Source organism: Arthrobacter sp. 92 (assembly GCF_050260325.1).
GTDB lineage: Bacteria > Actinomycetota > Actinomycetes > Actinomycetales > Micrococcaceae > Arthrobacter.
Genome location: NZ_CP189863.1, coordinates 3,859,981 through 3,886,518, shown reverse-complemented (window position 1 = coordinate 3,886,518; position 26,538 = coordinate 3,859,981). Strand labels below are relative to the sequence as shown.

Here is a 26,538-nt window from a genome sequence, read left to right as displayed (position 1 = left end):
CCCTAACCTGACCACACCACACGGCGTACGTCCAGCGGGGCGGAGGGGTGCCGTGCCCGCGGATCCATGGGACCTCGTTCGTCAGGGCTGGCTAGCGACCGGGTCCTCGGGAGCCACCGATGACCCCTACCGGATGTCCGAAGAGCCACCTTGGCCTGGATCCGCAGGACCCGGCTGATGGCAATGCCGTACGTGTCCGCCTGCACCACGGCTTGGACGAAGCTGCGGAGTTCCGGAATGTTGGTCCGCTCCGCCAGCGCCAGATACGACTCCCGTCGGCTGCGCCCCACCTGCATGTCCTGAAGGGTGCGGACGAGTTCCTCGGCCAGGGGGCCTTTGCCGTTCTCACCGGCGCGGGCCATGGCGCCCTCGAAGCACAGGCCCGCTTCGACGGAGATGAGCATCTGATCCAACGTGTTGGCTAGTTCCAGCTGCATGGCTTTCTGACGTTCCTGGGCCCCGCTGTAGAGAAGGAGGTCCGGAATGAAGTACCCCAGAAGAAGGACGAAGAGGCCAACGAGCTTCATTGTGGGGGTGGGGCTGCTCATGCTGATGAGCAGCCCGAACGACGCTCCCACCAAGCCCACGACGGGCTTTGCCGCGAGGATACGCCCGAGGGGCCACGCTTCCGGACGGCCCGCCAAAGCTAACAGCCTGTCGAGCTTGCGGACGTAGCCGGCCGGGGTCAGCCGGTAGCCGACGGCGTCCAGGAGGCCATTTTGCTTCTTGCCCTGGTCCTCAACGGTGTGCCGGCCCCGGGCCAGGATTTCGATGGTTGCGGCGCGGGCACGTTTGTCAACGGAGAGGAATGACCACGCCAGGTAACCGGTCGGCAGGCACACCAGCAGGAGCGAGGAGAGTATCAAGGGATTCACGGGTTCCTCAGAACTTCAGGTTGACGATCTTGCGCATCCAGAGACTGCCGAGTGTTATCAGGACGCCGGATGCGGCCATCATCACCAGGCCCAGCGGATGGGTGAACATCGAGTTCATGTAGCCCGGGTTCAGGGTCATCAGCAGGAGTACGATGCCGAAGGGCATGGCAATCAGGATGTAGGCGGAGAACTTGCCTTCCGCCGCCAGGGACTTGATGTGACCCTTGATCTCGGACCGCTCCCGGATGGTTTCATTCACCTGGTCGAGTACCTCCGCCAGATTCCCGCCCACTTCACGGTTAATCTGGATGGCCTGGGCAATCCAGACGAAGTCCTCGTTCTTCATGCGCTCGGAGGTGTCGGTCAATGACGCCAGCAGATCGCGGCCCAGGCTGGTTTCGGTCACAACCCGCCGCATCTCCTCCGACGTGGGGCTTTGGGATTCCGTCGCCGCCGCGTCGATGGCCCGCAGAATGCTGTGCCCTGCACGCAGTCCACCTGCCAGCAGTTGCAGGGTGTCGCCCAGTTGCTCGTCGAATTTGGCGCGCCGCCTCCCGGCCAGGAAGCCCAGGACCAGTTGCCCCACGAAGGGAGCCAGCACCACCAGAAGCACCGACAGGACGGGGGCGCCAATAATTAGCCCGATCAGCGTCCCCACCGCCGCTCCAGCGACCACCAGAACGATGAACTCGGCCTGGCTCAGCCTGACGACCGCGTTCTCGAGGGCTTCCCGGTTATACAGGCGAATGTTGCGCCCTGCCAGAAAGCGGTCCAAAGCCTGGACCGTGACGCCGGCAACGCGTGTCAGACGGGAAGGCGGATCTGAGTCGTAGGGACGGCGCCGGTCCAGGGCAATTCCCGGGGTGCGCGGCATCAGCACCGCCACCCCCAACAAAATTGCTGCGACGAAGAAGAGCACCAATCCAGCAGTCATCATGACGGCGTCCCTAACCTTTTCCTGCGCCAGGGGAAGTGGCAAAGACTCCCGGTGAGACGTGGATACCCAGGTCTTCGAAACGGTCGATGAAACGTGGGCGGATACCGGTGGCGACGGGCCGCCCGAGGAAGCGCCCGTGGGCGTCCACGCCAGCCGAGTAGTCGAACACCAACGCATCCTGGAGCGTGACGATATCGCCCTCCATGCCCTGTACCTCGGTGACGTGCGTGATGCGGCGGCTGCCGTCACGCAGGCGGGAAATCTGGACGATCAGGTTCACGGCAGAGGCAATCTGCTCGCGGATGGCCCGCAGGGGAAGGTCCATCCCCGCCATCAGCACCAGTGTCTCAAGGCGGGCCACGGCGTCGCGCGGTGAATTGGAGTGAACGGTGGACAGCGAGCCGTCGTGGCCGGTGTTCATGGCCTGGAGCATGTCCAGCGATTCGCCACCACGGACCTCGCCCACCACGATCCGGTCCGGACGCATACGCAGCGAGTTCCTCAGCAGTTCACGGATGGTCACCGCGCCCTTGCCCTCGGTGCGGGGAGGGCGGCTTTCCAGCCGCACCACGTGTTCCTGCTGGATCTGGAGCTCCACGGCGTCCTCGATGGTGACGATCCGTTCATTGGCGGGCAGGAAGGAGGACAGGACATTCAACAGGGTGGTCTTTCCCGTTCCCGTGCCGCCGGAGACGATAATGTTCAGTTTTGCCTTCACGCATGCGTCCAGGAGTTCGGCCATCTCCGGCGTCAGCGTCCCGAAGTCAATGAGATTGCGGACCGTGAGGGGAACCTTGCTGAACTTACGGATGGTCAGCGAAGAGCCGCCCACGGCCAGGGGCGGAATCACCGCGTTGACGCGGGAGCCGTCTTCGAGCCGGGCATCCACCAGGGGAGAGGACTCGTCAATGCGCCGGCCGACCTTGGACACAATGCGTTCGATGACTTTGCGCAGGTGCTCCTCGGAACTGAAGCGGGAATCGGCCAGGGTGAGCTGGCCTTTGTGTTCCACATAGATCTGGTCCATGCGGTTGACCATGATTTCGGTAACGGCAGGATCGTCCAGCAGCCGTTGCAGTGGTCCATATCCCAGAACGTCGTCCGCAACGTCCTGAACCAGTCGCGTGCGCTCTTCGGTGGACAGCGGCACCTGCTCGGCATCGATGATGCGGGTGAGCTCGTCGCGGGCTGTGGTCCGCAGTTCCTGTTCGGTGATCGCGGAGTCGTTGAAGCGGGCACCCATGCGTTCGAAGAGGGCAGTCGCCGCTCTTTGTTTCAGGGCGGCAAAGGCGTCCACCGGCTGTTGCGCTTTGGGCTTCACCCCCTCCGGGTGTTCCGGGACGCCGACGGCGGCAGGTGCGGCTCCCGGCGTCGGCTGCGGCGCGGGGAGCTTCGCCCCCGCGAGCCTGCTGTCACTGCGGCGGGCGTCCGCCCGCCTTCCGTCCACCCTCCGCGCGTCAGCGCGAACAGCGTCCAGCCGCGGACCGACGACGACGGGCAGGGGCGCGGCCGGCTGCGTTCCAGCCGCGGCGGCTTGGGTCCTTGCTTGCGCTGCACTTATACGCTCTGAAAGTTTCATTTAGACAACCACCCTTCGGTGCAGGTTGCGTTGAGACTTGGCCCGCCACGCCGGGTTGAAGCGGTCAACGAGCCTGTTGAGGCCCTTGGCCGCAGGATCTTTCACCGGCTCCTGGAGTACCGGTATGCCCCGGTTGGTGGAGAAGGCAACCGCACGGGAGCGGGGGATGCTCACGTCAACGGGAGCGCCGATGGTCGATTCGATGTCCTGGACGGTAAGCCCGGTTTTGGCATCGGCCATGTTCAGCACCACGTGCCGGGACTCCGGAAGGATGTCCAGCTGCCTCAGGACGTCGAGTCCGGCACGGAGCCCCCGCACGCTTGGAATATCCATGGCACTGACCCACACCACGTCAGTGCACTGCTCCATGGCGGCGAGGCCGCTTTCGGGCAGGCCGGGCGCGGTGTCAATCACCACATACTGGAATTGCTCTGCCAACTGTTCCAGCAGCCGGCTGATCTGCTCTGGGGTGATCTCATCGGCTTCCACCGGATTGGGCGGCGCGCACAACGCGTAGATGCTTCCGGGGTGAACGGTGAGGAAGGCCTTGAGCACCAGTGAGTCCTGGCTGGCCGCGGGGGAGACGGCGTCGGTGACGGTGTGGGCGGGGTTGAGGTAGAGCCCGGGGGCGACGTCGCCAAACTGCAGGTCCAAGTCCACAATCACCACGCCCATCGGGGCAATCTTGCCCAGTCCGATGGCGATGTTGGTGGCGATGGTGGTTTTGCCCACTCCTCCCTTGGGGGAGAAAACACGGATGACGAGGCCGCTGCCGCCTTGCGGCGGCGTGGGGGCTTGTGTCCTGTGGCGGCTGGCGAACTGCTGGGTGGCCCGCTCCAGCAGCACACGGATTTCGGCGGGCTCCGAGTCCGGGCCAAGAATGTCCCGGATGCCGGCGCGCATGGCATGCAGGATGAAATTGGGATCCGGTTCGCTGACCAGGATGACGCTCAACTCAGGAAACTGGACATTCAGGACGCCAGTCGAAGGGCCTCATCCACGGCCACCCCGGGACCCAGGACAAGAACCTCCGGCTGCTGGATCAGCTGTGCAAAGAGCTCGTTTGGATCGGCGGGCAGCATGCTCGTGAAGAACGTCTGTACGCCGCCCTGCAGACCGCCGGCAACGGCCTGCCGGAGCCGGCCGTCAAAGTCGACGTCGGGAGTGATGAGGACGAAGCGGCTCATTTGTACACATCCGGCGCGGTCAGGACACGCGGTCCGCTGTCCTGCGCATCCAAAGGCTCCTTGCTGAGCCAAACGCTGCCGAATTCCGAGGCGAACACTATCTTGTCCGCGTTGATGTCGTTGACCGCCACTGTGACCATCAAGGACCCCGTGGGGAGCGTGACATCGCGCGGATCGGCTGTGGCGCTCGCCGAGGGCGCAGGTTTGGCCGCCGCCCCCTCGGACGCCCTTTGGAGGGCCGTCACCAGGACTTTGTGAATGGAAAGCTGAGTGGTCTCCTTGTCCGGCTTAGCCTCGAGTCCACCGAATTTTTTGGATAGAAAAATTCCCACGTGATCACCGGGCTCCAGCCGGCCGCCCACCACGCGCTGCGGATCCAGCTGAAAGGACACTTCCTGAAGACCTGCCGGCACCTTCACCACTCCGTAGGCCTTCGAGTCGTCCGGAGCGACGAGGCGCTCGGCCATGAGCTGCTCGCCGGGGACCAAATCCACGGCCGTAACCTTGCCGGCGGAGTCGTCCAGGTTTTTCAGGGCAGTCTTCGCCACCGCGGTGCCGGGAAGCTGCTCCACGGTCACGGAGGTCTTAATGGTTTCCAGGGAGGCACCCGCCGGGATGGCCTTCGTGACCACCAGCACGGCCACGGGATCCAGGTTCTTGACCGCCCGCTGGTCCGCACCTTGGGCGTAAGTCAGGATGAGGACTGCGCCGACGATGGCCAGCAGGACTGCTACCACTCCTGCCAACAAGCGTGACTTCACTGATTGCTCCTGTGCTTCCGGGACGGGCTAAAGGGTGAGACGGACAACAGTGGCCCCGTAATCGGGAGTGTTTCGAGGGCTTGGGACAGGGAGACGAACTTAACGAAGTAGCCCCTGATGGTTTTGTTGTCCACCTTTGCCCCGGCGGTCCAGCTGATGTCCGCAAAGTGGTAGCCGGTGACGTGGAAGGCGGCAAAACCCTTGATGTAGTACTTGCCCGTGGAGCCGGTTCCAGTGGCAAGGTCGTACAGCGGCAACAGCACTGTCTGGTTGTTCATCTGGCTGAAGTCGGCAGCCGTGCACACAGTCGGAGCGCTGGCGCCGGTGTCGCTGGCGAACCATATTCCCGAGTTGGTTGATGCGCCGGCCGTTACCGTTACCGCGCATTTTGTTGCTGTACTTTGGATCCAGCCGAAGCCACCGGGGATACCGGCGCAACCATTGAACGCCTGGTCCAGGACCTGCTCCGCGCCGGCGACGGAACCGGGCGATATGTTCAGCTTGCAGTAGGCAATGGCCAGCGGCAGAATGACTGGTCCCTTGGAGGGGGTGCCCCATTGGGCCGTGGAGCTGGCCCCGACCTCAGCAGTGTTCATGCCGAGGACCCGGGCGAAGAAGAGGGAAACCTGGTTCGGCGTTTTACCAGCCTCTTGTGACGCGGCTGTCGCCGTGACTGTGCGGTTGGTCTTGTCCAAGACCAAGGACTTGATATTGCTCAGATTGTCGTTGGCGTTGCCATTAGCAAGGCTGCCGGCGAGGGTCGATGTTGTGGAGCAATCGGGGTCGCTCAGATTCTTGGCGCATTTCTGCGCCACGGCGAGGGCGGCAGCGTCGGCGCCGTTGCGCAACTGGGTCCGCTCCGCGTACAGCATGCCGACGTCCACAGCTATAGCACCGAAGCCGAGGAGCACCAGCATCAGGAGGGCGACCACAACGACGACGGCTCCGCGTTCGCCGTCGTGATTAACGGCACTGGCTCCTAGCCTCCGCACAGCATGACTCCTTTACCGGTCATCGTGAAGGGGCCCGCGATTCCCGTGAGAGTGGAGAGGTTGTAGGTGATGGTGAGGGTGATCTGGGCCCCGGGGGAGCAGAAGGCCCCGCCGAAGCTGATATTGGTGTCCGTCAATGCCGGGCTGAGGGAGACGGCGGCGTTCTTTGCCGCTGTGCGGGCGGCCGTCTTGTCATTGGAGATGGCCATAACCCGGACGCCTTCGCGGGCGGCAGCGGAGAGCGAGACCTGCGCGTTGTAGGCGCGGCCGAACTCCATAATCCGGCTCTTCACGGTTCGTGGTGAAATGTTCTGCCATGAACCGTGAAGAGCCGGTAATCGGGCAGGTTGAAAATGGCGGTGGCAGCATCGGGGCACGGGGAAGTAGGCTCGATCAAGGCTCGTAGCTCCTGACTTGATGAATGCGTAGAGAACATCCATCACAGCAGGGCTACGAGCCCTTCAGCTTTCAAGACACGGAACCCGTTTCACCATCAACCGTGAAGAGCCCATAATCCCGAGCAGCAACATGATGAGTACCGGGGCCAAGATGGCAAATTCCACCGCGACGGCGCCCCGTTCCCGGTGATCACGCATTTGTGGAGGCCTCTCGTCGGCTGGGAACCTTGGCCCGACTCGAAAAGTCGGCAGCATGCGGATGGTGCAGTGAAGGGACGGAGTCCCTCTCACCGCACCATCGGCGTGGTCTGGCTGGAGTGGGCTACGGAGCTGTTTTCGGAGTGATCGAGGTCGTGATGCCCTGGAATATGCTGTTCAGCTGTCCACCAAGGAGGCCAACGGCAACAATGATGGCAACGGCGATGAGGGCGACCATGATGCCGTATTCGACGGCCGTTGCGCCCTTCTCTTCTCCGCGAACGCGGTTCATGGCTGTGAAGCCGAGGGTCTGGAGGGTAGCGATGAGAGAAAGCATTGGGACTCCTGAGCGAGTTCGGGTGGCTGGTCCTGCACCAGCTCTTCAACGAAGGTGGCAACCGATTTTCGGCCTCGAAGTCGATCTTGGAACATCCTGTGGCAAGCCTGCTTACCTTGCGTGTTTCTTGCGCACGCCTTGAGCAATTCTTGAGCATTAGAAGGCTTCTTCTGCAGCACCCTGAACGCAAAAGAGGACCCCCTCGGTTCTGGGTGCCGAGGGGGTCCTGCCGTGTGGACCCTCCCGGCTCTGGGTCCGAGAGGGTCCGGTCTTTGTGGCAGCTGCCGGCGGATGTTCTGCGCGCTGCGGATGGCTCTGGGTGCCAAGATGGTCCTGGAGTTCTGGCGCCGTTGGTGCGGCGGGGCTCAGCTAAACGCTGCGATGATGTTGATGGCCGCCGGGCCGAGAAGGACAATGAACAGCACTGGAAAGATGAAGAGGATCAGCGGAAAAAGTACTTTGACGGGCAACTTCATTGCTTTTTCCTCTGCGCGTTGACGGCGCTTGACCCTGGCTTGCTTAGCTTGGGCTCGGAGGACTTTTGCGATGCCAATTCCGTACTTGTCAGCCTGAACAACGGCCCTCACGAAGCTGCGCAGGTCCTGGACAGAAGATCGTGCGGCCAAAGACTCGTAAGCCTCCTGCCGAGGACGACCCACTTGGATGTCTTGCAGCGTGCGCACCAGCTCTTGAGCGAGCGGGCCCCCGCCATATGCAGCTGATCTCGCCATCGCCGATTCGAACCCGAGCCCGGCCTCCACGGAGATCAGCATCTGGTCAAGAGTATTGGGCAACTCAAGCTCGATGGCCTGCTGACGCTTGACTCCATTGTTGTAGATCAGAAGGTCCGGGATGAAGTACAAGAATATTGTCATGAAAATTGTCAGGCCGACGCTTGCTGGCGCTGGCGAAGCGCCGATCAGGAAGATGCCTAGCAGTGCACCACCCAGAGCCAGAAGCGGCTTCGCAACGATCACTTTTTCAAGCGGCATCGATTCAGGCCGACCAGCAAGGGCAAGCCACCGGTCCAACTTGGCTTCGTAACTTCCCGGGGTCAGTCTCTTGGAAATTCCAAGCAAAATTGGAGCGGCTTGGACGGAGTTATTCCCGCCGTGGGTGAAGCCGTGGGCCAGGTTGGTTTGGATGGCCACGGCGCCTTTTCGGTCCAGCGTAACGAGCACCCATGTGAAATAGGCGAGCGGAAGGACGACTGCTGCAATGATTAGCCAGGCGATTGTTGTCATGGCAAGTCCCCCTAGAACTTGATCTTTATTATGCGGCTCATCCAGAAGCCGCCAATGACGAACATGAGGAGGCTGACTACCATCATGATGATGCCGATAGTTGTCTGGACGAAGGCGTTCAGGTATCCCGGATTTATTATTCCCAAGAACATCGCGACTCCGACAGGGAGTGCCATGAGAATGTAGGCCGACATCTTGCCCTCAGCACTTAGCGAGCGCACATGCCCTTTGATCTCGCTGCGCTCGCGAATCGTGCCAGCCACCTGTTCCAGAACTTCTGCCAGATCGCCACCCACTTCACGGTTAATTTGGATCGCTTGGCCAATCCAGCGAAAGTCCTCACTGTCCATGCGGTCAGCGGAGTCGTCGATTGCCAGACGGGCATCCTTGCCTATGCGCGTCTCGTTCACGATTCGGGCGAGCTCTTCGGATGTGGGAGCCTCGGCCTCTTGGGCAGCGGCCTCGATAGACCGCATGACGCTGTGTCCAGCCCGCAGGCCGCCGATAAGCATTTGGATCGTGTCGGTCATCTGGCTCTCGAACTTCATCTGCCGCTTGTCCTTGAGTATGCCGAGAACCATCCGTGCCAGAAACGGCGTGGCGACCGCGATGAGAATGCCGATCAGAGGATGCATCAACAGAGCTCCCATTCCTCCCAACAGGAACGCGGCGACTGCGACCATGACCGTGAAATCGGCTGGCGCCATTTTCACGCCGGCGTCGTAAAGCACAGCCCGGTTGTACGGGCCGCCTGAGTCGCCGAGGACGCCACCTACGACGTCTACTGCTGTTTGCGAGACCTTGCTGATAGCGGATTGATCGGACTGGGTGCCCGGTCGCCTGCGATCCACAGGGATGGAGCCATGGCGTGGCTTGAGCACAACGAAAAACATCAGGAGGAGGGCTCCGAAACAAAGTGCTAATGGAATGACAAGAAACACTGGAGAGTTCATGGCCTACCGCCTCCCGGATTGCATCGATGTGGCGCCAAAGACGGCTGGCGACACAATGATCCCGAGTTCTGTAAAACGGTCAAGGAACCTGGGACGGATTCCAGTTGAGATGGGCTTGCCTAAGAACCGGCCCTGGGGGTCCATGCCTGCGGAGTAGTCGAAAAGGAAGGCATCTTGGAGTGTCACGATGTCGCCTTCCATGCCTTGCACCTCGGTCACGTGGGTGACACGCCGACTGCCGTCTCGAAGCCGGGTGACTTGGATGATGAGGTCTACGGCTGACGAAACCTGTTCGCGGATAGCCCTTAGCGGCAGGTCCATCCCGGCCATCAGGACAAGAGTTTCCAGGCGTGCCACAGCATCTCGTGGCGAATTCGCGTGCACGGTTGAGAGGGAGCCATCGTGGCCGGTGTTCATGGCCTGCAGCATGTCCAGGGATTCACCGCCACGCACCTCGCCCACGATGATACGGTCAGGCCGCATGCGAAGCGAGTTGCGAACTAGCTCACGGATCCCGACTGCGCCTTTGCCTTCGATGTTTGGCGGCCGACTTTCCAGCCGAACGACGTGCTCCTGCTGGAGCTGGAGTTCTACTGCGTCTTCGATGGTGACAATGCGGTCTTCTTCAGGAATGAAGGAAGACAGCACGTTGAGCAACGTCGTCTTACCCGTGCCGGTTCCGCCAGAAACAATGATATTCAAGCGGGCCCGCACACAGGCGCTCAACAATTCCGCCATTTCGGGAGTGATGGAACCCCAATCTATAAGGTTCTGCACGGTCAGCGGCACGTGACTGAATTTCCTGATAGTGAGGGATGGCCCGTTGACCGCCAGCGGCGGAATGATGGCATTGACGCGCGAACCGTCTGCCAAACGCGCATCGACTAGTGGCGAAGATTCATCGATCCGGCGTCCCACCCTGGACACGATCCGTTCGATGACCTTCCGCAGGTGGTCATCTGAACTGAAGGCAGATCCGGTCAAAGTGAGATGTCCATGCCGTTCAATGTAGATCTGGTCAAACCGGTTGACCATAATCTCAGTGACAGACGGATCTTCGAGGAGTCGCTGAAGAGGACCGTAGCCCATGACCTCGTCCGCAATCTCGCGGATCAGCCGCCGGCGTTCTTCAGGAGATAGCGGGACCTGTTCCTGGTCGATGACGGCGGACAGTTCTTCGACTGCGGTTGCGCGCAGATCCTCCTCTGAAGCTGATGCGTCGCCAAATCGGGTGCCCATGCGTTCAAAGAGTGCCTGGCCTGCCCGTTGTTTGAGGCCGGCAAGCGCGTCGACAGTCGGGGCCACCGGAGGTCCGCCCAGGGACAGACTTGATGATAGCGACGTATTCACCGAACCATACGTCGGAATCTCCGGAGGGGAAGCCGGTAAAGGCACAACTGCGGGAGCCTCGATGCCATTCGCTTGCTGGGCGGTCGCGTCGCTTTGCGACCTTGAAAGCCGATCTGAAAGTTTCATGACACAACCACCCGTCGGTGCAGCTTGTTGTGGGTGGACGATACCCACTGAGGATCGAACCGGTCTACAAGTTTCTTGAGCCCTTTAGAAGCCGCATCCCTGGTGGTGGCCTGCAACACTGGGACGCCGCGATTGGTGGAGAACGGGAGCGTTCGTGAGCGGGGGATAACAGCATCGATGGGGACCCCGATTGTTGCTTCCACATCCTGCACGGAAAGTCCGCTTTTGCGATCGGCAAAATTGAGTACCGTGTGCCGGCCCTGGGGAAGAAGCTGGAGCTCCTTGAGGACACCGAAGCATTTACGTAGGCCTCGAACGCTTGGAACGTCCATGCCGCACACCCAAACACCGTCCGTGGCCTGTTCCAAGGTGGCGAGGACGTGCTCGCCGAGGCCTGGCGCTGTGTCCACCACCACGTACTTGAATTCACTCGCCAGTTGATTAATGAGCCGGCCGACGTGCTCTGCGGTGATGTAGTCGGACTCTGCAGGGGTACGTGGAGCGCAAAGCGCATACATGCCGGCAGGGTGCACCGTGAGGAATGCCTTAAGAACCATGGAATCCTGAGAGGCGGCGCCGTGGACGGCGTCTGTAATCGAGTGTTCGGGCTCCAACAGCAATCCCGAAGCCACGTCGCCGAACTGCAGGTCAAGATCCACAATAACCACACTCATCGGTGCAACTTTGCCCAAGCCGATGGCCAGGTTCGTGGCCACGGTGGTCTTGCCGACGCCGCCCTTGGGCGACATGACGGCGATGACGCGCCCGCGCTCGTGGCCAGGTTCGGCCGCCGGGGCCATGCCGCGGCGCCGACTGGCGGAGGCGAGGCAGGCCCGCTCCAGCAGGACCCGAAGTTCGTTCGCATCTATTTCAGGCGTAACGACGTCGCGGATTCCTGAATGCATGGCGCGGAGAACTAGCTCCGGGGAGGGTTCGGCTATGAGAAGGAGGCTGATTTCCGGGTACTGAAGGTCGAATACGGTTGCGAGCTTCAGAGCGTCTTCCGGCGCAACGCCTGGTCCTAGAATCAGAACTTCCGGCGGTGCTCCATTGAGTTGCTTGAACACATCGTCGGGACCTCCCGAGAGGACCTCGGGAGAAAGTGTCTGCAGTTCCCCGTGCAACGCTCCGGAGACAGCCTGACGAACCCGTCCCTCAAAATCTCGAACGGCAGTGATCGCAACGAAGCGGCTCATTAGTACAGCCCTCCAAAGGTAGTAATGGGAGGATTGCTCTTGCTTGTGGTGTCGGTTTGCTTGGACAACCACAATGTTCCGAACTCGGCTCCGAAGACCATCTTGGCTGCTTCGGCATCAGTCCTGGCTACTGTAATGAATGCAGATCCGTTGGGCATGGCCACTGCGTTGTCTGTAGTGCTGGAGCTGTTACCGGAACTGGTTTTCTGAGTCTCCGGCGCCGCCTTCTGAACTGCTGTCACCAGGACATCGTGAAAAAGGAGGCCCGTGGATTGTTTTGCGCCTGCCGCGGCGCTTTCGTCGGATTTGAACGAGGTGTACACAGTTACCTTGTCGCCGGCTTGGAGCCTCCCGCCCAGAATGCGTTCAGGCGTCAGGAGAAAGGTGACTTCTCCCAAGCCGGCCGGTACGGGAACGGTGCCAGGCGACAGTTCCCTGGGGTCCACAAGCCGCGCCGCCAGAAGTTGTTCCCCAGGCTGCAGGCTGACGGAAGTCACTTTGCCATTTTGGTCAGAGAGATGATCGAGTGCGCCCGCGGGAACGGCCGACTGCGGCATGGCCTCCAGTCTGACTTTGTTGCCAAGGTCTTCGGCCTTCGTTCCGGCGGGGATAGCTTCCTTGACGACTAGCACATTTACGGGTTCGAGTCCTTGCACGGCCCTGTTGTCGGCTCCCTGAACATACACAACTAGTAGTACGGCTCCAGTGATTGCCAACAACAGTGCTGCAATGCCTCCCAGTAGGCGTGATTTCACTTCATTGCTCCTTCACGAATTCATGGTTCATCGATTTAGCGGATATATTTGCCAGCTACTTTGTGAGTTCAACCCCTGTGCCGCCGTAGTTGGGGATCCCGGTGGATAGCGTCATGCCCTCTTCGAGGGAAACAAAGCGGACAAAGTAGCCTTGGAGGCCGCGGCAGTTACCGGTGCAGCTTGGTGCGAGCGGATCGTCTACTCCGCCAGTTCCGCTAAACCTGTAGCCGGTGACCTGGAACGCCCCGAAACCGATCAGGGAGTATTTGGCGTTGCTGCCGTTGCCAGTAGCGGAACTGAAGAGTGGGATCAGGGCTGGCTTATCCATGAGCGTGGAGAGCGCCGCGTCGCAGCCGGTGGCATTCGGGAAATGGTTGCCAGGTTGTCCGTCGACCGTCAATGAGAGGTCGATATTAGTAGTGCATCCGCTATTTGTTGTCAGCCAGCCAAAGCCGCCTGGTTCGTAGCCATTCTGAGCGGCGCATCCTGGATAGGCTGGCGCACCTGTGTCGTAGCGCAGTAGAACATGGGTTGGAATTGGGTCGCCGGTGAACGTTCCCGTCGCGTTTAGTTGGGCGAGTTGGCTGGCTGATAGGTACTTTTCGAAGACGCATTCGCTGACCGTCCAGGGAAGGGTGCTGCCTTTCGACGGAGTTCCCCAGATGGCTTGCGCGGTGGCGTCGATGTTTGTGTTGTCAAATCCCAACACTCGAGCAAAGAAGAGTGAGAATCCGTCAACGGTTGACCCTGCCGGCCGCGCCCGGGCCACAACGCGCACGGTATTGGCGCTAGGGAAAGAGACCGTTGCGCCGCTGGAGCCGTCGTTGGCGTTGTGGTTTGCGAAATACTGACCCGTGGTGTTGGTATCTCCGCAGGCCTGCTTCGCACAATCGCCTGCAATCGCCAAGGCGGCGGAATCAGCGCCAGTCTGCAGCTGGGCCTTTTCGGCGTACATCGAACCAACATCCACTGCCAGGGCGGCAAAGCCCATTAGAGCGACCATGAGGACCGCGACGATAATTGCGGCGGCACCCCGCTCGTGGTTTTCAGGCCGTCCAGCCGGCTTTGACGTACGCCCGCGTCCACCGCTTAGCCACCGCATCTCATCACCCCTACGCCGCTCATTGCCAGCGGAAAGATTCCAGGCTGACCGAAAAAGCTCGTATCCAAAAAGCCGGTAAGTGAATGCAGTGACACCTTCGTGGTCACAGTGACGTTCGTGGCCGGCGTGGCAGCGCAACTGCCCGCGTTATTCGTGACCGTGACAGCCAGCCCGGAAAGGGCGGGCGCAGCTGCAAGAGTTGTGCCGGTAACGTCCAGACTGGTGTCGTGGTAATGAATCGCAGCGTACCTGGCACCTTCGCGGGCTGCTTGGGTCAGTGAGACCTGAACGTTGAGCACCCGACCAAATTCAATGATTCCTATGAGAATTAGCAGTAGCAGCGGGAGAACGATCGCCATCTCAACGGCCACTGCGCCGCGTTCTTTCCGTTTTGACTTCAAGACTGTCTCCCCAAACCGGGTTTTCTCGAATAGTTGTTAGTTATTAACGGACTGGGGCTCTGGCGGACGTCCTGACACCGCCAGAGCCCATGGACCCGATGCCCTAGAGGGCCGTCGAAACGGAAGTGAAGAGGCCAGCAATCTGCGGACCGAGCGCTAGAACAGCGCCCATTACGACGACGGCGATAAAGGCGACCATGATGCCGTATTCGACCATCGTGGCGCCCTTTTCCTCCGAAAACAGCCTGACCTTGGACGTGTGGAATACAGCCTTAAATTTTGCGATGAATGCGTTCACGACTTGCTCCTGAAATTTGAGACCGAAATCGAGATCTACTACCGAACTGTTGTCCAGGCTGCCTGTGACATTCGGAGGCTGCCTGTTACGGAGAAGGGGGCTCAGCTGCGGTGACTCCCCTGTCACCGCAGCCGGGACACCTAGAGGGCGGTCGAAACAGAGGTAAAGAGGGCGGCGATCTTGGGGCCAAGGACGAGGACCGCGGCCATTACAAGGACCGCGATGAATGCGACCATGATGCCGTACTCAACCATAGTGGCGCCTTTTTCTTCGTTCGTGAGACGGTTCTTGATGCCGGCGACGAAGGAGACCATTGAAAGCATGAGAGAAGTCATTGTAATTTCCTTTTCCAGAGTTTTGAATTCGATTTACGAAATCCCAGCACCCCCCTTGTTGCTAAGAGTCCGGAGTTCCGTTGGGACAACATTGGCACGGTGAATAATGGCCGACAATGCGTACCTGTACTCGACTTTTGTGAAGGGATTTTCCGGCGCTACTTAGAGTGCGCAGGGGAGTACTCAAGTTCTGGATGAGCTTGGACGGGTATTACTTGGAAGTTGGCAACTAGGGATACCAAGGAGTGCCTTGTTTACTGCGAGGGCAGTGTTACGGGAGTGACAAGATGACGCAGAAGGCAGCGGCCAGCATGGAGGGTCCGAATGCCACTTCGCTCAGCGTTCCCTTGGTTTTTAGGCGTAGCAGGACCGCAGTGGCCAGGCCGCCGGCCACGAATCCGAAGGCTCCCCCGTAGAACAACTGGCTCCAACCCAAGTAGCCCAAGTACAGGCCGACCGGCGCGGAGAGCTTCACATCGCCCATTCCGAGGCCGTTCGGGGAAATAATCGCCAAAATCAGGTACACAAGGAACAGGACCGCGGCGGAAATGACAGCTCGGAGGAGGTCTGCCCACTCGCCGGTGAGCGCCGCGGACGTTCCGAGAAGCACGGCGCCGACCCCCAGGAGCGGCAGAACAACCCGATTGGGCAGCAATTTTTGTGCAATATCAATTCGGGAAAGCTGCACTGCCAGCACGGCCAGGACAATATAGGCCGGCAATTCCCAGGAAGTGCCGAAACGCAGCGCAAGCAGGGCGGAAAGTGTTCCGGTCAGCAGCGCCGTCGTAATTCTTACCCAGCGTGGCGGGGTTCCCCCGAGGTGCGGAAGGGTGCGAACCATCACGCGTTCGGCGAGGAGTCCGAGTGCCAGGCCAAGCACACCTACCGCGACGACGAACAGCGGCTGGGTGGGTCCGGCAATAGCGAGAAGGGACACGGGCACTCCTGGGACGAGACGGGCGGGCGCGCATCGGGACCCGCGTAGGCTTGCTATCCAGAGCTTATTTTGACCAGGACCCACTGGACCCGCTATTCTTGATAGTCGTTGTGCGTGTCCTTTCTCGATGATGCGTGCCCGCTTGAGAATCCGGTTGCAGGATAGCTACTCGACGGGCATATTCGGGACCTCAGGACCACTGGATCCATAGAGCCCTCACCTCTGTTCCGGTAGCGCATAGATAGTAGGTGCACACCCTTACGTGACACCTAAACAAGAACGCCAGAACAAGAACGAGGCAAACACCGTGCGTACGTACACCCCGAAGCCCGGCGATATCAACCGCCAGTGGCACGTCATTGACGCCACAGACGTTGTCCTTGGTCGTCTCGCGAGCCAGACCGCAATCCTGCTGCGCGGCAAGCACAAGGCCACCTTTGCGTCCCACATGGACATGGGCGACTTCGTCATCATCATCAACGCCGAGAAGGTTGCCCTCACCGGCGCCAAGCTGGAGCAGAAGCGCGCATACCGCCACTCCGGTTACCCGGGCGGCCTGACTTCCGTCACCTATGCGGAGCTGCTGGAATCCAACCCGGTCCGCGCCGTGGAGAAGGCCATCAAGGGCATGCTCCCGAAGAACTCCCTCGCTGCACAGCAGCTGGGCAAGCTGAAGGTTTACCGCGGTGCAGAGCATCCGCACGCCGCCCAGCAGCCCAAGACTTTCGAAATCACCCAGGTCGCCCAGTAGTCCTGGCCACCAAACAACTTATCTATACAAGGAGAATCGTGGCTCAGAACGAAGAGACCACCGAGGCCGTTGTGGCTGAGGAAAACCTGACCAGCTACACCTCGGAGAGCGGTCCTGCAGAAGCAGAAGCGCCCAAGAAGGAACGCCCGGCCCTCACGGTTGCCGGCGCGGCAGTTGGCCGTCGCAAGGAAGCCGTAGCACGCGTTCGCATCGTGCCCGGAACCGGTAAGTGGATCATCAACGGCCGCGAACTGGCCAACTACTTCCCGAACAAGCTGCACCAGCAGGATGTCAACGAGCCCTTCAAGATCCTTGACCTTGATGGCGCTTACGACGTGTTCGCACGCATCCACGGTGGCGGCATTTCCGGCCAGGCCGGCGCCCTGCGCCTCGGCATCGCCCGTTCGCTGAACGAGATCGACACCGAGAACAACCGCGCCACCCTCAAGAAGGCCGGTTACCTGCGCCGTGACGCCCGCGTCATCGAGCGTAAGAAGGCCGGTCTCAAGAAGGCCCGTAAGGCTCAGCAGTACTCCAAGCGCTAAACCCGCTTACACGGAAGCCCGTCCCGCCAGCTGGTGGGGCGGGCTTCCTTTGCGTCCGGCCTCATTTGATGAGCGGAAAGTAGTCTGCCCCGTCAATTTTTTCGGCCGCGAAATTTGCTCGCACCCACTCTACGATTTTGGCGGACTCGCCACGCCCTTCCAATGTCCGCGGAGGCAACCGCTGGATAAGGACGGATCCGACGCGCCCTTGGTCCACCAGATCTTTGAACTGCTCCAGAGTTGGAAAAGGATCTTTACCGTCGAATCCCCCGAGGGGCAGCACAGCCCTTCCGGTCTCCAGTTGGTAGTTGGCTGCGGTCTCCGAGCCAACCACGGCGGACACCCAAGTGGCTGACGCTGGAGTGGCATGAAGCCTCTGTAGCTGTGCGGTTGAGGGAAGCTCGCCGTACATGACGGAAACCAGGTCCGTCAGCACATCGGGCGGGGCGTGCTCACGGTCGTCCGAGCGGAGACCGAGCAGATCGGGGCCGCCGATCACGCCAGCCCCGATGTGAGGACTCAGTACGGTGTTGATCGACCACACGACGGGGCCCAGAATCAAGGCGCCGAGGAGCGCTCCGGTGGTCAGCTGCGCGATCACCTTCCTCGGCGGCCGGACCAGCACGGCACCAATCACAAGTCCCCAGACCACCAGCAGGACGCCCGCGAAGCCGGGAAAATCCTCTGTCGAACGTGCTGCGGATATGTAGGCAAAGAACATGCTCCCCGCCAGGGTGATCCCAGCAAGTATCCGGATACGGCGCCTTCGGAGGCCTTTCAGGAAATGCATAAACGCTACCGCCGCTAGGCAACACAGCGGAGGAACCGCAGTGAGGACGTAATACGGGTGCACTATTCCCGACATGTAGGCGACTACGATAACCGCGCAGCTGAGCCAGACGCAGCAGAATAGCAGGAGGGCACGTGCAGTCTTGTCTCCCTTGCGTCGCCAGAGATACCAGAAACTCACGAATATTCCGGCAATCGCCAGGGGAAGGAACCATCCGAACTGTCCCGAGAAACCAGGCTGCAGGAATCTTTGGAAGCCTACTTCCAGCTTCTCGGTGCTCTTGCCGACCTCGCCGACAATTGCCGAGTTAGCACCCGCCCCAGTGAGGCGGTCCAGTCCGTTGTAACCCAAAGTCAGCTCCGCGACGCTGTTGTCCCTGGAGCCCCCGAGGAAGGGTCGCTTTGAGGGGTCCGTCAGCTGGACAATAAGGAGCCACCAACCGGCCGCCATGACTGCTGCGGTAAGGGCCCCAGCCAGCTGCAGGGATCGCCTGACCATCGAAGTTCGTGCAAACGCTGCGTAGCTCACACCAACTGAAGGCAGAAGCAGCAATATCTGGAGTTGCTTGGTAAGGAACGCTGCGCCCGTCAAAACTCCGGCAAGCAGCAGCCACCGAAGCTGACCGCGATCGATTGACTCCAGGGTGAAGAAAGCAATTCCAACCATCAGAAGCGTCAAGAGCGCGTCAGGGTTGTTGTACCGGAATATGACCGTGGCTACAGGCGTGACCGCGAAGAAGATCCCAGAAAGCAGCCCCGTCGCAGGGCCGAAGTGCTTCTGAACAATGCGGTAGAGAAGATAGACGCTGGCAACCCCCATGAACGCCTGCGGGAGCAACAGGCTCCAGGAATTGAGGCCAAACAGCCGGACGGACAGTGACATTATCCAGATGCTGAGCGGGGGCTTGTCCACGGTTATTGCATTGCCCGGGTCCGAGGATCCGAACAGGAAAGCGGTCCAGTCGAGCGAACCGGACATCGCGGCTGCGGAGTAGAAGGAATTAGCCCAACCGTTGCGATCTAAGCCCCACGTGTAAAGCAGGGTGGTGAGCGCCAGAAGCGAAAGCAGTGCCGGCCGTTCCCATGGAGGGCTTCCCGCTGGCCCCCGCATAAATTTCTTGGTTTGACCCGCCACCCGTTTCCAAGTAGCGGCCGCGCGTTTGGGTGTGTGCTTTATCGGTCGAGCCTCTGTGGCGGTCATAGCGCGGGCTTCGCAGAGGTTCGTGGCGCACTTACGATGGCTCGCTCATTATGGCGCCCTACGCGGAACACCCAAATACGGAGTAGGACAAACCTCATTAGGGTGGCGAGAATGTTGGCCCCGGTGAGGACCATGAGTTCATGGCTCGGAGCGGCGTCCCGATACACGGTATGAAGAACAGCCAGGGACGAGGACGTGATGAACCACGCGAGCGTGAAGACCACAAGCCCTTGAATCTGTTGAGTAAATAGACGCAGGGGACCGGTGATTCCAAACGTGAACCGGCGATTCGCCGCCGTGTTCCCGACTGCGGTCACGAGCAATGCCACGAAGTTTGCCTGTTGGGCCCCGAACGGACCCTGAAGAACAAGATAGAGCAGCGCGAAAGCGATGGTGGACGCAGCTCCGACCAGACCGAATCGAAGGACCTGCCCGAAGAAGCTTGGCCGGCCGGGCGCGACGATGGGCCTGCGGCCCAACTCTGCGTATATCGCCTGCACGGGAATGGTGCCCTTCACCAGCGCACTGCCCACCCGGACAAGGCCCCTTAGGTCGTCAAGCGCTGTCTGCTTAATGTCCACACGACTGTCGGGGTCGTCCACCCAATCCACTGGAATCTCGTGGATCCGAAGCCCGGAGCGCTCTGCGATGATCAGCAGTTCAGTGTCGAAGAACCAGCCGTTGTCCTCTATATGGGGCAGTAGCCTGTGAGCCACCTCGGACCGGATGGCCTTAAAGCCACATTGGGCATCGGAGAAGTTCACCTGCATAGTTCGTCTTAGGAGAAAGTTATAGGACCGCGAAATAAACTCGCGTTTCGGCCCGCGGCTGACCCTCGAACTTTGGCCGAGCCTCGTCCCGATGGAAATGTCCGAATGCCCGGACAAGAGCGGAGCCACAAGCGGCGGCAACGCAGCAAGATCTGTCGACAGATCAACGTCGAGATACGCAAGAACCTTGGCTGAGGATGCGCTCCATGCATCCCTCAGCGCGAAGCCGCGTCCCTTGACCTCAAGCCGGCGATGAACCACATTCGGCAACTGTGCCGCCAAACGGCGGGCAATAGCTGGCGTATTGTCCGTGCTGGCATTGTCCGCGATTGTGATTTGCCACGTCGAAGGCATTTCGTGCATTAAATAATTCGCGAGCTTCGTGATGCTTTTTTCGAGTACCAGTTCTTCGTTAAAGACCGGTACCACGATTTCGAGCGCCAAGCCCCCAGAGCTAGGTGTCATGCCTCGAATAGTAGAGGGGCGATTGAATGGCAGGCGAGGGTTATTGGCAAAGTCGAGTACCGACACGCACTAAACAAGTAATCGTAGGTCGCTTCGCGGCCGATTTCGCGTAGTACCCGACGCCGTCGGTCCACCCGCCAGACCACTGGCGTGGCGGCATCGCCAGACCGGATCCCGGCCCCCGGGACCTCCATCGTCTAAGATTGAGCCGATGTCTAGATTATTTGGAACAGATGGTGTCCGGGGCTTGGCTAACGGCCTGCTCACCGCGGAGCTGGCGATGCAGCTGGCTCAGGCCGCCGCCGTCGTGCTCGGCCACGAACGCAGTACCAACGGAACACGGCCCCGCGCCGTGGTGGCCCGCGACCCGCGCGCCAGCGGTGAGTTCATCTCGGCCGCCGTCTCCGCGGGACTCTCGAGCTCCGGGATCGATGTCTACGACGCCGGCGTATTGCCCACGCCCGCCGCCGCTTACCTTGTGGCCGACCTCAACGCGGATTTCGGCGTAATGATCTCCGCCTCCCACAACCCCGCACCGGACAACGGCATCAAGTTCTTCGCCAAGGGCGGCCAGAAACTGCCCGACGAGGTCGAAGACGCCATTGAGGGACAGCTGGGGCGGGAACCAATTCGCCCCACAGGGCGGGATGTCGGGCGAATCCAGACGTTTGCCGACGCCGAGGACCGCTATATCGTGCACCTGCTCGGCACGCTGCCGCACCGGCTTGATGGCCTGAAAGTGGTCATCGACTGCGCCCACGGCGCCGCCAGCGGCTGCTCGCCGCAGCTCTTCAACGACGCCGGCGCGGACATCGTGGTCATCGGCGCCGAGCCGGACGGACTCAACATCAACGACGGCGTGGGGTCCACCCACCTTGAGTCGCTGAAACAGGCTGTGGTGGAGAACGGCGCCGACCTCGGAATCGCCCACGACGGCGACGCCGACCGCTGCCTGGCGATCGACCACGAAGGAAACGAGGTGGACGGCGACCAGATCATGGCCATCCTGGCCCTGGCGCTGAAGGCGTCCGGAAAACTCAAAGACAACGTCCTGGTGGCCACCGTCATGAGCAACCTCGGGCTGAAAATCGCCCTCCGCGAAGCTGGCATCACCATCCGGGAAACGGCCGTGGGTGACCGCTACGTGCTTGAGGAAATGCGCGACGGCGGCTTCAACCTGGGCGGTGAGCAGTCCGGCCACGTCATCTTCGCCGACCACGCCACCACGGGAGACGGACTCCTCACTGGGCTCCAGCTTGCAGCGCAGGTAGCCATGACCGGGAAGCCGCTGAAAGAGCTGGCAAAGGTGATGACGAAGCTTCCGCAGCTGATGATCAACGTCAAGGACGTGGACAAGTCCCGCGCCGGCACCGACGAGGGCGTCCTGGCCGCAGTTGCCCGCGCCTCCGAGGAACTCGGAGAGACCGGCCGCGTGCTGCTCAGGCCCTCCGGAACCGAGTCCCTGGTCCGCGTGATGGTTGAAGCGGCGGACATGCCCACCGCTGAACGCATCTGCCGTCAGCTCGCCGCCGTGGTGGAAGAGCGCCTCGCTGTGGCGCCGGCTCGCTGAACCGGCTTTCGCAGCGCTGAAGACAAACCAGAAAGTGGTCCACCTCCTGCCGGGGCGGACCACTTTTTCGTTGATGGCCGATGCTTGAATCAGCCCGGCGTTAGGGCCGTGGCGCCCGGAGCGAGTCGCGGATTTCGGTGAGCAGCGCGATGTGGGGATCCTCGGCCGCCTCTTCCTTGACATTGGCATTGATTCCAAGGCGGCGGTTGCGGCGTTCGATCATATGGTTCATGGGCAAAACGATGACGAAGTAAATGGCTGCCGCTATCAGGACGAAGTTCACGATTGCCGTCAGCAGGACACCGAATTTGATGTCGTTTCCGTTGAGGGTGACGACGCCGAAGCTGTCGAAGTTGGGCGATCCCACCAGAGCCGCAATGAACGGCATAAGAACGCTTTGGACCAGGGCCGTGACCACGGCGCTAAAAGCGGTACCGATCACGACGGCGACGGCAAGGTCTACGACGTTGCCCTTCATGATGAAATTCTTGAATCCAGTGAGCATGACACCCACCGTAGGCCCGCACCGTGAACGCGGTGTGACAAGCGGGTAATTTCCAAGGTGTGTCGGGGGTCCCCGCCCTACAGGTACCCTGGCGCAGCTTCCAGGCCGAAATACTGTTCGAGCGTTTCGATGCCGCGCGTGGACATGTCCATGGCTGCCTCCACGCCGACATACCGCAGGTGCCAGGACTCGTAGTAGTACCCGGTGATCTCCTGCTGCATCCAGGGGTAGCGGACCACGAATCCGAAGCGGTGGGCATTGGCCTTGGCCCACACCGCCGCGGGCTGATCGGCAAAGCAGGGCTGGAACGCGCAGGCCCCGCCGCCATCGCCGATGTCGAAGGCCCACCCCGTCTGGTGCTCGGAGAAGCCGGGCCTGGCCGAGGCGGTGTCCGCTTCCGCCTGGCCGCGTGAACTCACGTAGCTGTTGTAGGTGCTCACCTGTGTGTCGTACGAGCGGTACCCGCTGGCGAGGGTCATCACCACCCCGTCACCTGCTGCCGCGGCGAACAGCTGTTCCGCGGCAGCCGCCGTCGTGCTGTTCAGCTGCGCCGCTTCCCCCGAGACGGCCAGCCGGATGTTGGGCTGGACGAGGTCGGCAGGCACGTAGCCGGCGGGGGAGAGCGGCCGCCGTTTGTTGACCACCACCCACGGGCTGGTGGGGTCTGTCAGGGAGAACTGCTTGGGCAACGCGGCGGCGGGCGAGGTGGGGCTGGGGGCCGGTGCCGGCGGGGCCGTCGTGGCAGGCGCGGACGGCGGCACAGCGGACGGCGGCTCCGAAGGAGACAGGGAGCCGGTCCCTGAGGCGGAGGGGGCCGGGCTGGCCGAACCGGTTGGGGCGGACGACGACGACGGCGGCGCCGTGCCGCCGTCGGGCGTGCAGGCCGCCAGGGCGGCCAAGCCCGCGCCGGCTGCCAGCAGCTTACTGACGGCGCGTCTGCCGGGGAGCAAAGCGTCCCCGGCGGCCTTGTTCTGGCACACCCGTGCTAGACCTTCCTCAACAGCATCCGGCGGATCGAGTGATCCGCTTCCTTGGTGAGCACCAGCTGGGCCCGGCCGCGGGTGGGAAGCACGTTTTCCTCAAGGTTGGGCTCGTTGATGCGCTTCCAGATGTCCCTGGCCGTCAGTTCAGCCTCCTCATCGGAGAGCGTGGCGTACCGGTGGAAGTAGGATTCCGGCTGGGCGAAGGCGGTGGTGCGCAGCTTACGGAACCGGTCCACGTACCACTCCTCGATGTAGGAGGTCTTGGCGTCCACATAGATGGAAAAGTCGAAGAAGTCGCTCAGGGCCAGGCCCTGCCTGCCGTCGTGGCGCGGCCGTGCGGGCGCCAGGACGTTGAGGCCTTCAACGATGAGCACGTCGGGCCGGCGGACCACCACTTCCTTGCCCGGCACAATGTCATATGTGACGTGGGAATACCACGGAGCGCGGACTTCCTCGGCCCCGCCCTTGATCTCGCTGACGAAGCGCAGCAGCGCACGGCGGTCGTAGGATTCGGGGAAGCCCTTGCGGTCCAGGAGCTGGCGGCGCTTGAGCTCGGCCAGCGGGTACAGGAACCCGTCCGTGGTGATGAGTTCCACGTTGGGGGTGCCGGGCCAGCGGCGAAGCATTTCGCGCAGCACGCGGGCGATGGTGGACTTGCCCACGGCCACCGAGCCGGCCACACCAATAACAAAGGGTGTGCGCTGGGTTTGTTCCCCCAGGAACGTGGTGGTGGCCGCGTGCAGCTGACCGGCAGCCTCAACGTACAGGTGCAGCAGCCGCGACAGCGGCAGGTAGACCTCGCGGACCTCCTTCATGTCCAGCGGATCACCCAGCCCTCGGAGACGGATCACATCCTCCTCGTTCAGGGGCTGTTCCATCTGGGCTGCGAGCCGGGACCAGGTCTGGCGGTCCAGCTCCACGAACGGGGAGACACCCTCGCCGTTCGCTTCGTTGCGTTGCAAAGTCACGTTAGTGATTCTGCCCTCCGCGACGCTGAGAGCGAAATGGGGGACGCCGGAACCGCGCCGATGCAGGCCGCAACATCCCGCTCACAGCGCGGATCCGACGTCGGGCGCCCGCTCCGCCATATAAGCTTGGCTCTATGTGTGGAATCGTAGGATACGTAGGCCATTCTTCTGGCCGGGTAAATGGTGGACACAACGCGTTGGATGTTGTCCTTGAAGGACTTCGGCGCCTGGAGTACCGCGGATATGATTCTGCGGGCGTGGCGGTGGTTGCGGATGGAGTGATCTCCTCACGCAAGAAGTCCGGGAAGCTGAGCAATCTTCTGACGGAGCTGGAGGAACGGCCGCTCCCGGATTCCGTGACAGGCATTGGCCACACGCGCTGGGCAACCCACGGCGGCCCGACCGACCGTAACGCGCACCCGCACCTCTCAGATGGCGGGAAGCTGGCGCTGATCCACAACGGGATCATTGAAAACTTCGCCGAGCTCAAGCAGGAGCTCGTGGCCAAGGGAACCACGTTCGCGTCCGAGACGGACACCGAGGTGGCCGCGGCCCTGATCGGTGACATCTTCCGTGACGAGCTGAAGGGGGATGCCTCCAACGGCGGCCTGACCAAGGCCATGCAGCTGGCCTGCCAGCGCCTTGAGGGCGCGTTCACCCTGCTTGCGGTGCACGCCGACCAGCCCGACGTGGTGGTGGCCGCCCGCCGTAACTCTCCGCTGGTGGTGGGCCTGGGCGAGGGGGAGAACTTCCTGGGCTCGGATGTCTCCGGGTTCATCGACTACACCCGCCGCGCGGTGGAGCTGGGCCAGGACCAGATCGTCACCATCACCGCGGACTCCGTGGAGATCACGGACTTCTTCGGCGCTCCGGCGCAGGGGAAGGAATACCATGTGGACTGGGACCCGGCCTCCGCGGAGAAGGGCGGCTTCCCGTCCTTCATGGAAAAGGAAATCCACGACCAGCCCGACGCCGTGGCCAACACCCTGCTGGGCCGTTCGGACCTGGACGGGAAGCTCACGCTCGATGAAATGCGCATCGACCCCGAGCACCTGAAGGCCATCGACAAGATCATCGTGCTGGCCTGCGGCACGTCCGCGTACGCCGGCCAGGTGGCCAAGTACGCCATTGAGCACTGGTGCCGGATCCCCACCGAGGTGGAGCTCAGCCACGAGTTCCGTTACCGCGACCCGATCGTGGATGAGAACACCCTGATCGTGTCCATTTCCCAGTCCGGGGAGACCATGGACACCCTGATGGCCCTCCGGTACGCGAAGGAACAGGGCGCCAAGACGCTCTCCATCTGCAACACCAACGGCTCCACGATCCCGCGTGAATCCGACGCCGTGCTGTACACGCACGCCGGTCCGGAGATCGCGGTGGCCTCCACCAAGGCCTTCCTGGCCCAGATCACGGCCGCCTACCTGCTGGGCCTGTACCTGGCCCAGCTGCGCGGGAACAAGTTCCAGGGCGAGATCAAGGACATCCTGGCCGACCTGGGCAAGATCCCGGCGAAGATCCAGCAGATCCTCGACAACGAGGACCAGATCAAGGAGCTCGCCCGCTCCATGGCGAACTCCAAGTCCGTGCTGTTCCTGGGCCGCCACGTCGGCTTCCCGGTGGCCATGGAAGGCGCGCTCAAGCTCAAGGAACTGGCCTACATCCACGCGGAGGGCTTTGCCGCCGGTGAGCTCAAGCACGGCCCCATCGCGCTGATCGAGGAGGGCCAGCCGGTCTTCGTGATCGTTCCGTCCCCGCGGGGAAGGAACTCCCTGCACGCCAAGGTGGTCTCCAACATCCAGGAAGTCCGCGCCCGCGGAGCCAAGACGATCGTCATCGCCGAAGAGGGAGACGAGGCAGTGAAGGCCTACGCCGAGCACGTCTTCTACATTCCGGAGACGCCCACGCTCCTGGCGCCCCTGCTGGCCACCGTGCCGCTGCAGATCTTCGCCGCCGAACTTGCCACGGCCAAGGGTTACGACGTGGACCAGCCACGCAACCTGGCCAAGAGCGTGACCGTAGAATAACCG

At 61.6% G+C, this 26,538-nt stretch carries 27 protein-coding genes and 1 pseudogene; 4 read left to right on the top strand and 24 right to left on the bottom strand.

All coding sequences use genetic code 11. The annotated features are described in order from the left end of the window. Positions 1-2: 2 nt before the first annotated feature. The 19 genes and pseudogenes from ACP4XC_RS17975 to ACP4XC_RS17885 form a co-directional block, all read right to left on the bottom strand. A complete protein-coding gene (locus tag ACP4XC_RS17975) occupies positions 3-875 on the bottom strand; it encodes a type II secretion system F family protein (RefSeq protein WP_427172043.1) in 873 nt (290 codons plus the stop codon). Between the two features lie 7 nt (positions 876-882). Continuing rightward, positions 883-1,812 (bottom strand): type II secretion system F family protein, encoded by a 930-nt coding sequence (locus ACP4XC_RS17970; protein WP_427172041.1) that lies wholly within the window; start codon positions 1,810-1,812, stop codon positions 883-885. Between the two features lie 10 nt (positions 1,813-1,822). Further along, positions 1,823-3,391, bottom strand: a complete 1,569-nt coding sequence (locus tag ACP4XC_RS17965; protein ID WP_427172039.1) for a CpaF family protein — start codon at positions 3,389-3,391, stop codon at positions 1,823-1,825. Continuing rightward, positions 3,392-4,578: pseudogene (locus ACP4XC_RS17960) on the bottom strand (AAA family ATPase). Beyond that, entirely contained in the window at positions 4,575-5,339 is a 765-nt protein-coding gene (cpaB, locus tag ACP4XC_RS17955) for a Flp pilus assembly protein CpaB (protein ID WP_427172037.1), read from the bottom strand. The pseudogene ACP4XC_RS17960 and the gene cpaB (ACP4XC_RS17955) overlap by 4 nt, the downstream one beginning before the upstream one ends. Continuing rightward, positions 5,336-6,331, bottom strand: a complete 996-nt coding sequence (locus tag ACP4XC_RS17950) for a pilus assembly protein TadG-related protein (RefSeq protein WP_427172035.1) — start codon at positions 6,329-6,331, stop codon at positions 5,336-5,338. Before ACP4XC_RS17950 ends, cpaB (ACP4XC_RS17955) begins: the two co-directional genes overlap by 4 nt. Continuing rightward, the gene (locus tag ACP4XC_RS17945) at positions 6,319-6,624 is read right to left on the bottom strand and encodes a TadE family protein (protein ID WP_427172033.1); all 306 of its coding nucleotides are present in this window, start codon (positions 6,622-6,624) and stop codon (positions 6,319-6,321) included. Before ACP4XC_RS17945 ends, ACP4XC_RS17950 begins: the two co-directional genes overlap by 13 nt. Before the next feature lie 168 nt (positions 6,625-6,792). Beyond that, positions 6,793-6,927, bottom strand: coding sequence for a TadE/TadG family type IV pilus assembly protein (locus tag ACP4XC_RS17940; protein WP_427172031.1), 135 nt, complete (start codon positions 6,925-6,927; stop codon positions 6,793-6,795). 124 nt (positions 6,928-7,051) lie between these two features. Beyond that, positions 7,052-7,264 (bottom strand): Flp family type IVb pilin, encoded by a 213-nt coding sequence (locus tag ACP4XC_RS17935; RefSeq protein ID WP_427172029.1) that lies wholly within the window; start codon positions 7,262-7,264, stop codon positions 7,052-7,054. A 365-nt stretch (positions 7,265-7,629) separates the two neighbouring features. Beyond that, complete coding sequence (locus ACP4XC_RS17930; protein ID WP_427172027.1) at positions 7,630-8,508, bottom strand: type II secretion system F family protein; 879 nt, start codon at positions 8,506-8,508, stop codon at positions 7,630-7,632. An 11-nt stretch (positions 8,509-8,519) separates the two neighbouring features. Next, positions 8,520-9,461: a type II secretion system F family protein gene (locus ACP4XC_RS17925; protein ID WP_427172025.1), complete on the bottom strand. Its 942-nt coding sequence runs from the start codon at positions 9,459-9,461 to the stop codon at positions 8,520-8,522. Positions 9,462-9,464: 3 nt separating this feature from the next. Then, entirely contained in the window at positions 9,465-10,937 is a 1,473-nt protein-coding gene (locus tag ACP4XC_RS17920) for a CpaF family protein (RefSeq protein ID WP_427175156.1), read from the bottom strand. Then, positions 10,934-12,133 carry an AAA family ATPase gene (locus ACP4XC_RS17915; RefSeq protein WP_427172023.1) on the bottom strand — a complete coding sequence of 400 codons (1,200 nt, stop codon included), beginning with the start codon at positions 12,131-12,133 and terminating at the stop codon, positions 10,934-10,936. The genes ACP4XC_RS17920 and ACP4XC_RS17915 overlap by 4 nt, the downstream gene beginning before the upstream one ends. Continuing rightward, positions 12,133-12,888 carry a Flp pilus assembly protein CpaB gene (cpaB, locus tag ACP4XC_RS17910; RefSeq protein WP_427172021.1) on the bottom strand — a complete coding sequence of 252 codons (756 nt, stop codon included), beginning with the start codon at positions 12,886-12,888 and terminating at the stop codon, positions 12,133-12,135. Before cpaB (ACP4XC_RS17910) ends, ACP4XC_RS17915 begins: the two co-directional genes overlap by 1 nt. Positions 12,889-12,943: 55 nt before the next feature. Continuing rightward, on the bottom strand, positions 12,944-13,990 hold the full coding sequence (locus tag ACP4XC_RS17905) for a pilus assembly protein TadG-related protein (protein ID WP_427172019.1): 1,047 nt from the start codon (positions 13,988-13,990) through the stop codon (positions 12,944-12,946). Further along, on the bottom strand, positions 13,978-14,391 hold the full coding sequence (locus ACP4XC_RS17900; protein WP_427172017.1) for a TadE/TadG family type IV pilus assembly protein: 414 nt from the start codon (positions 14,389-14,391) through the stop codon (positions 13,978-13,980). Before ACP4XC_RS17900 ends, ACP4XC_RS17905 begins: the two co-directional genes overlap by 13 nt. Positions 14,392-14,494: 103 nt before the next feature. Next, positions 14,495-14,689 carry a Flp family type IVb pilin gene (locus ACP4XC_RS17895; RefSeq protein ID WP_427172015.1) on the bottom strand — a complete coding sequence of 65 codons (195 nt, stop codon included), beginning with the start codon at positions 14,687-14,689 and terminating at the stop codon, positions 14,495-14,497. A gap of 140 nt (positions 14,690-14,829) precedes the next feature. Beyond that, positions 14,830-15,012 carry a Flp family type IVb pilin gene (locus tag ACP4XC_RS17890; protein WP_427175155.1) on the bottom strand — a complete coding sequence of 61 codons (183 nt, stop codon included), beginning with the start codon at positions 15,010-15,012 and terminating at the stop codon, positions 14,830-14,832. A 283-nt stretch (positions 15,013-15,295) separates the two neighbouring features. Beyond that, positions 15,296-15,961 (bottom strand): prepilin peptidase, encoded by a 666-nt coding sequence (locus ACP4XC_RS17885; protein WP_427172013.1) that lies wholly within the window; start codon positions 15,959-15,961, stop codon positions 15,296-15,298. Between the two features lie 307 nt (positions 15,962-16,268). Between ACP4XC_RS17885 and rplM the strand changes: the two genes are divergently transcribed. After that, positions 16,269-16,712, top strand: coding sequence for a 50S ribosomal protein L13 (gene rplM, locus ACP4XC_RS17880; protein WP_307080040.1), 444 nt, complete (start codon positions 16,269-16,271; stop codon positions 16,710-16,712). A 38-nt stretch (positions 16,713-16,750) separates the two neighbouring features. After that, a complete protein-coding gene (gene rpsI / locus ACP4XC_RS17875; RefSeq protein ID WP_427172011.1) occupies positions 16,751-17,257 on the top strand; it encodes a 30S ribosomal protein S9 in 507 nt (168 codons plus the stop codon). Between the two features lie 61 nt (positions 17,258-17,318). Here the strand turns inward: rpsI and ACP4XC_RS17870 are convergent, their stop codons facing one another. Together ACP4XC_RS17870 and ACP4XC_RS17865 are read right to left on the bottom strand one after the other, a co-directional pair. After that, a complete protein-coding gene (locus ACP4XC_RS17870; protein ID WP_427172009.1) occupies positions 17,319-19,025 on the bottom strand; it encodes an ArnT family glycosyltransferase in 1,707 nt (568 codons plus the stop codon). Between the two features lie 218 nt (positions 19,026-19,243). Next, positions 19,244-20,482, bottom strand: a complete 1,239-nt coding sequence (locus ACP4XC_RS17865; protein ID WP_427172007.1) for a glycosyltransferase — start codon at positions 20,480-20,482, stop codon at positions 19,244-19,246. A 211-nt stretch (positions 20,483-20,693) separates the two neighbouring features. On the opposite strand from ACP4XC_RS17865, the gene glmM reads away from it, so the two are divergent. Then, positions 20,694-22,052, top strand: a complete 1,359-nt coding sequence (glmM, locus tag ACP4XC_RS17860; protein WP_427172005.1) for a phosphoglucosamine mutase — start codon at positions 20,694-20,696, stop codon at positions 22,050-22,052. A 100-nt stretch (positions 22,053-22,152) separates the two neighbouring features. On the opposite strand, the gene mscL is transcribed toward glmM, so the two are convergent. From mscL to coaA, 3 genes are all read right to left on the bottom strand, one after another. After that, positions 22,153-22,557, bottom strand: a complete 405-nt coding sequence (gene mscL / locus ACP4XC_RS17855; protein ID WP_427172003.1) for a large conductance mechanosensitive channel protein MscL — start codon at positions 22,555-22,557, stop codon at positions 22,153-22,155. 77 nt (positions 22,558-22,634) lie between these two features. Beyond that, positions 22,635-23,537, bottom strand: coding sequence for a M15 family metallopeptidase (locus ACP4XC_RS17850; protein ID WP_427172001.1), 903 nt, complete (start codon positions 23,535-23,537; stop codon positions 22,635-22,637). Between the two features lie 5 nt (positions 23,538-23,542). Next, positions 23,543-24,517 carry a type I pantothenate kinase gene (gene coaA / locus ACP4XC_RS17845; RefSeq protein ID WP_427175154.1) on the bottom strand — a complete coding sequence of 325 codons (975 nt, stop codon included), beginning with the start codon at positions 24,515-24,517 and terminating at the stop codon, positions 23,543-23,545. A 125-nt stretch (positions 24,518-24,642) separates the two neighbouring features. Between coaA and glmS the strand changes: the two genes are divergently transcribed. Then, positions 24,643-26,535 (top strand): glutamine--fructose-6-phosphate transaminase (isomerizing), encoded by a 1,893-nt coding sequence (glmS, locus tag ACP4XC_RS17840; RefSeq protein WP_427171999.1) that lies wholly within the window; start codon positions 24,643-24,645, stop codon positions 26,533-26,535. Positions 26,536-26,538: the final 3 nt, after the last annotated feature.

Bases quoted from the DNA above. Each gene is read 5' to 3' on its own strand.
- ACP4XC_RS17970 (WP_427172041.1), bottom strand. From the start codon at position 1,812: ATGATGACTGCTGGATTGGTGCTCTTCTTCGTCGCAGCAATTTTGTTG.
- ACP4XC_RS17965 (WP_427172039.1), bottom strand. From the start codon at position 3,391: ATGAAACTTTCAGAGCGTATAAGTGCAGCGCAAGCAAGGACCCAAGCC.
- ACP4XC_RS17940 (WP_427172031.1), bottom strand. From the start codon at position 6,927: ATGCGTGATCACCGGGAACGGGGCGCCGTCGCGGTGGAATTTGCCATC.
- ACP4XC_RS17935 (WP_427172029.1), bottom strand. From the start codon at position 7,264: ATGCTTTCTCTCATCGCTACCCTCCAGACCCTCGGCTTCACAGCCATG.
- ACP4XC_RS17930 (WP_427172027.1), bottom strand. From the start codon at position 8,508: ATGACAACAATCGCCTGGCTAATCATTGCAGCAGTCGTCCTTCCGCTC.
- ACP4XC_RS17925 (WP_427172025.1), bottom strand. From the start codon at position 9,461: ATGAACTCTCCAGTGTTTCTTGTCATTCCATTAGCACTTTGTTTCGGA.
- ACP4XC_RS17920 (WP_427175156.1), bottom strand. From the start codon at position 10,937: ATGAAACTTTCAGATCGGCTTTCAAGGTCGCAAAGCGACGCGACCGCC.
- ACP4XC_RS17915 (WP_427172023.1), bottom strand. From the start codon at position 12,133: ATGAGCCGCTTCGTTGCGATCACTGCCGTTCGAGATTTTGAGGGACGG.
- ACP4XC_RS17905 (WP_427172019.1), bottom strand. From the start codon at position 13,990: ATGCGGTGGCTAAGCGGTGGACGCGGGCGTACGTCAAAGCCGGCTGGA.
- ACP4XC_RS17890 (WP_427175155.1), bottom strand. From the start codon at position 15,012: ATGCTTTCAATGGTCTCCTTCGTCGCCGGCATCAAGAACCGTCTCACG.
- ACP4XC_RS17870 (WP_427172009.1), bottom strand. From the start codon at position 19,025: ATGTCCGGTTCGCTCGACTGGACCGCTTTCCTGTTCGGATCCTCGGAC.
- ACP4XC_RS17865 (WP_427172007.1), bottom strand. From the start codon at position 20,482: ATGACACCTAGCTCTGGGGGCTTGGCGCTCGAAATCGTGGTACCGGTC.
- glmM (WP_427172005.1), top strand. From the start codon at position 20,694: ATGTCTAGATTATTTGGAACAGATGGTGTCCGGGGCTTGGCTAACGGC.
- mscL (WP_427172003.1), bottom strand. From the start codon at position 22,557: ATGCTCACTGGATTCAAGAATTTCATCATGAAGGGCAACGTCGTAGAC.
- glmS (WP_427171999.1), top strand. From the start codon at position 24,643: ATGTGTGGAATCGTAGGATACGTAGGCCATTCTTCTGGCCGGGTAAAT.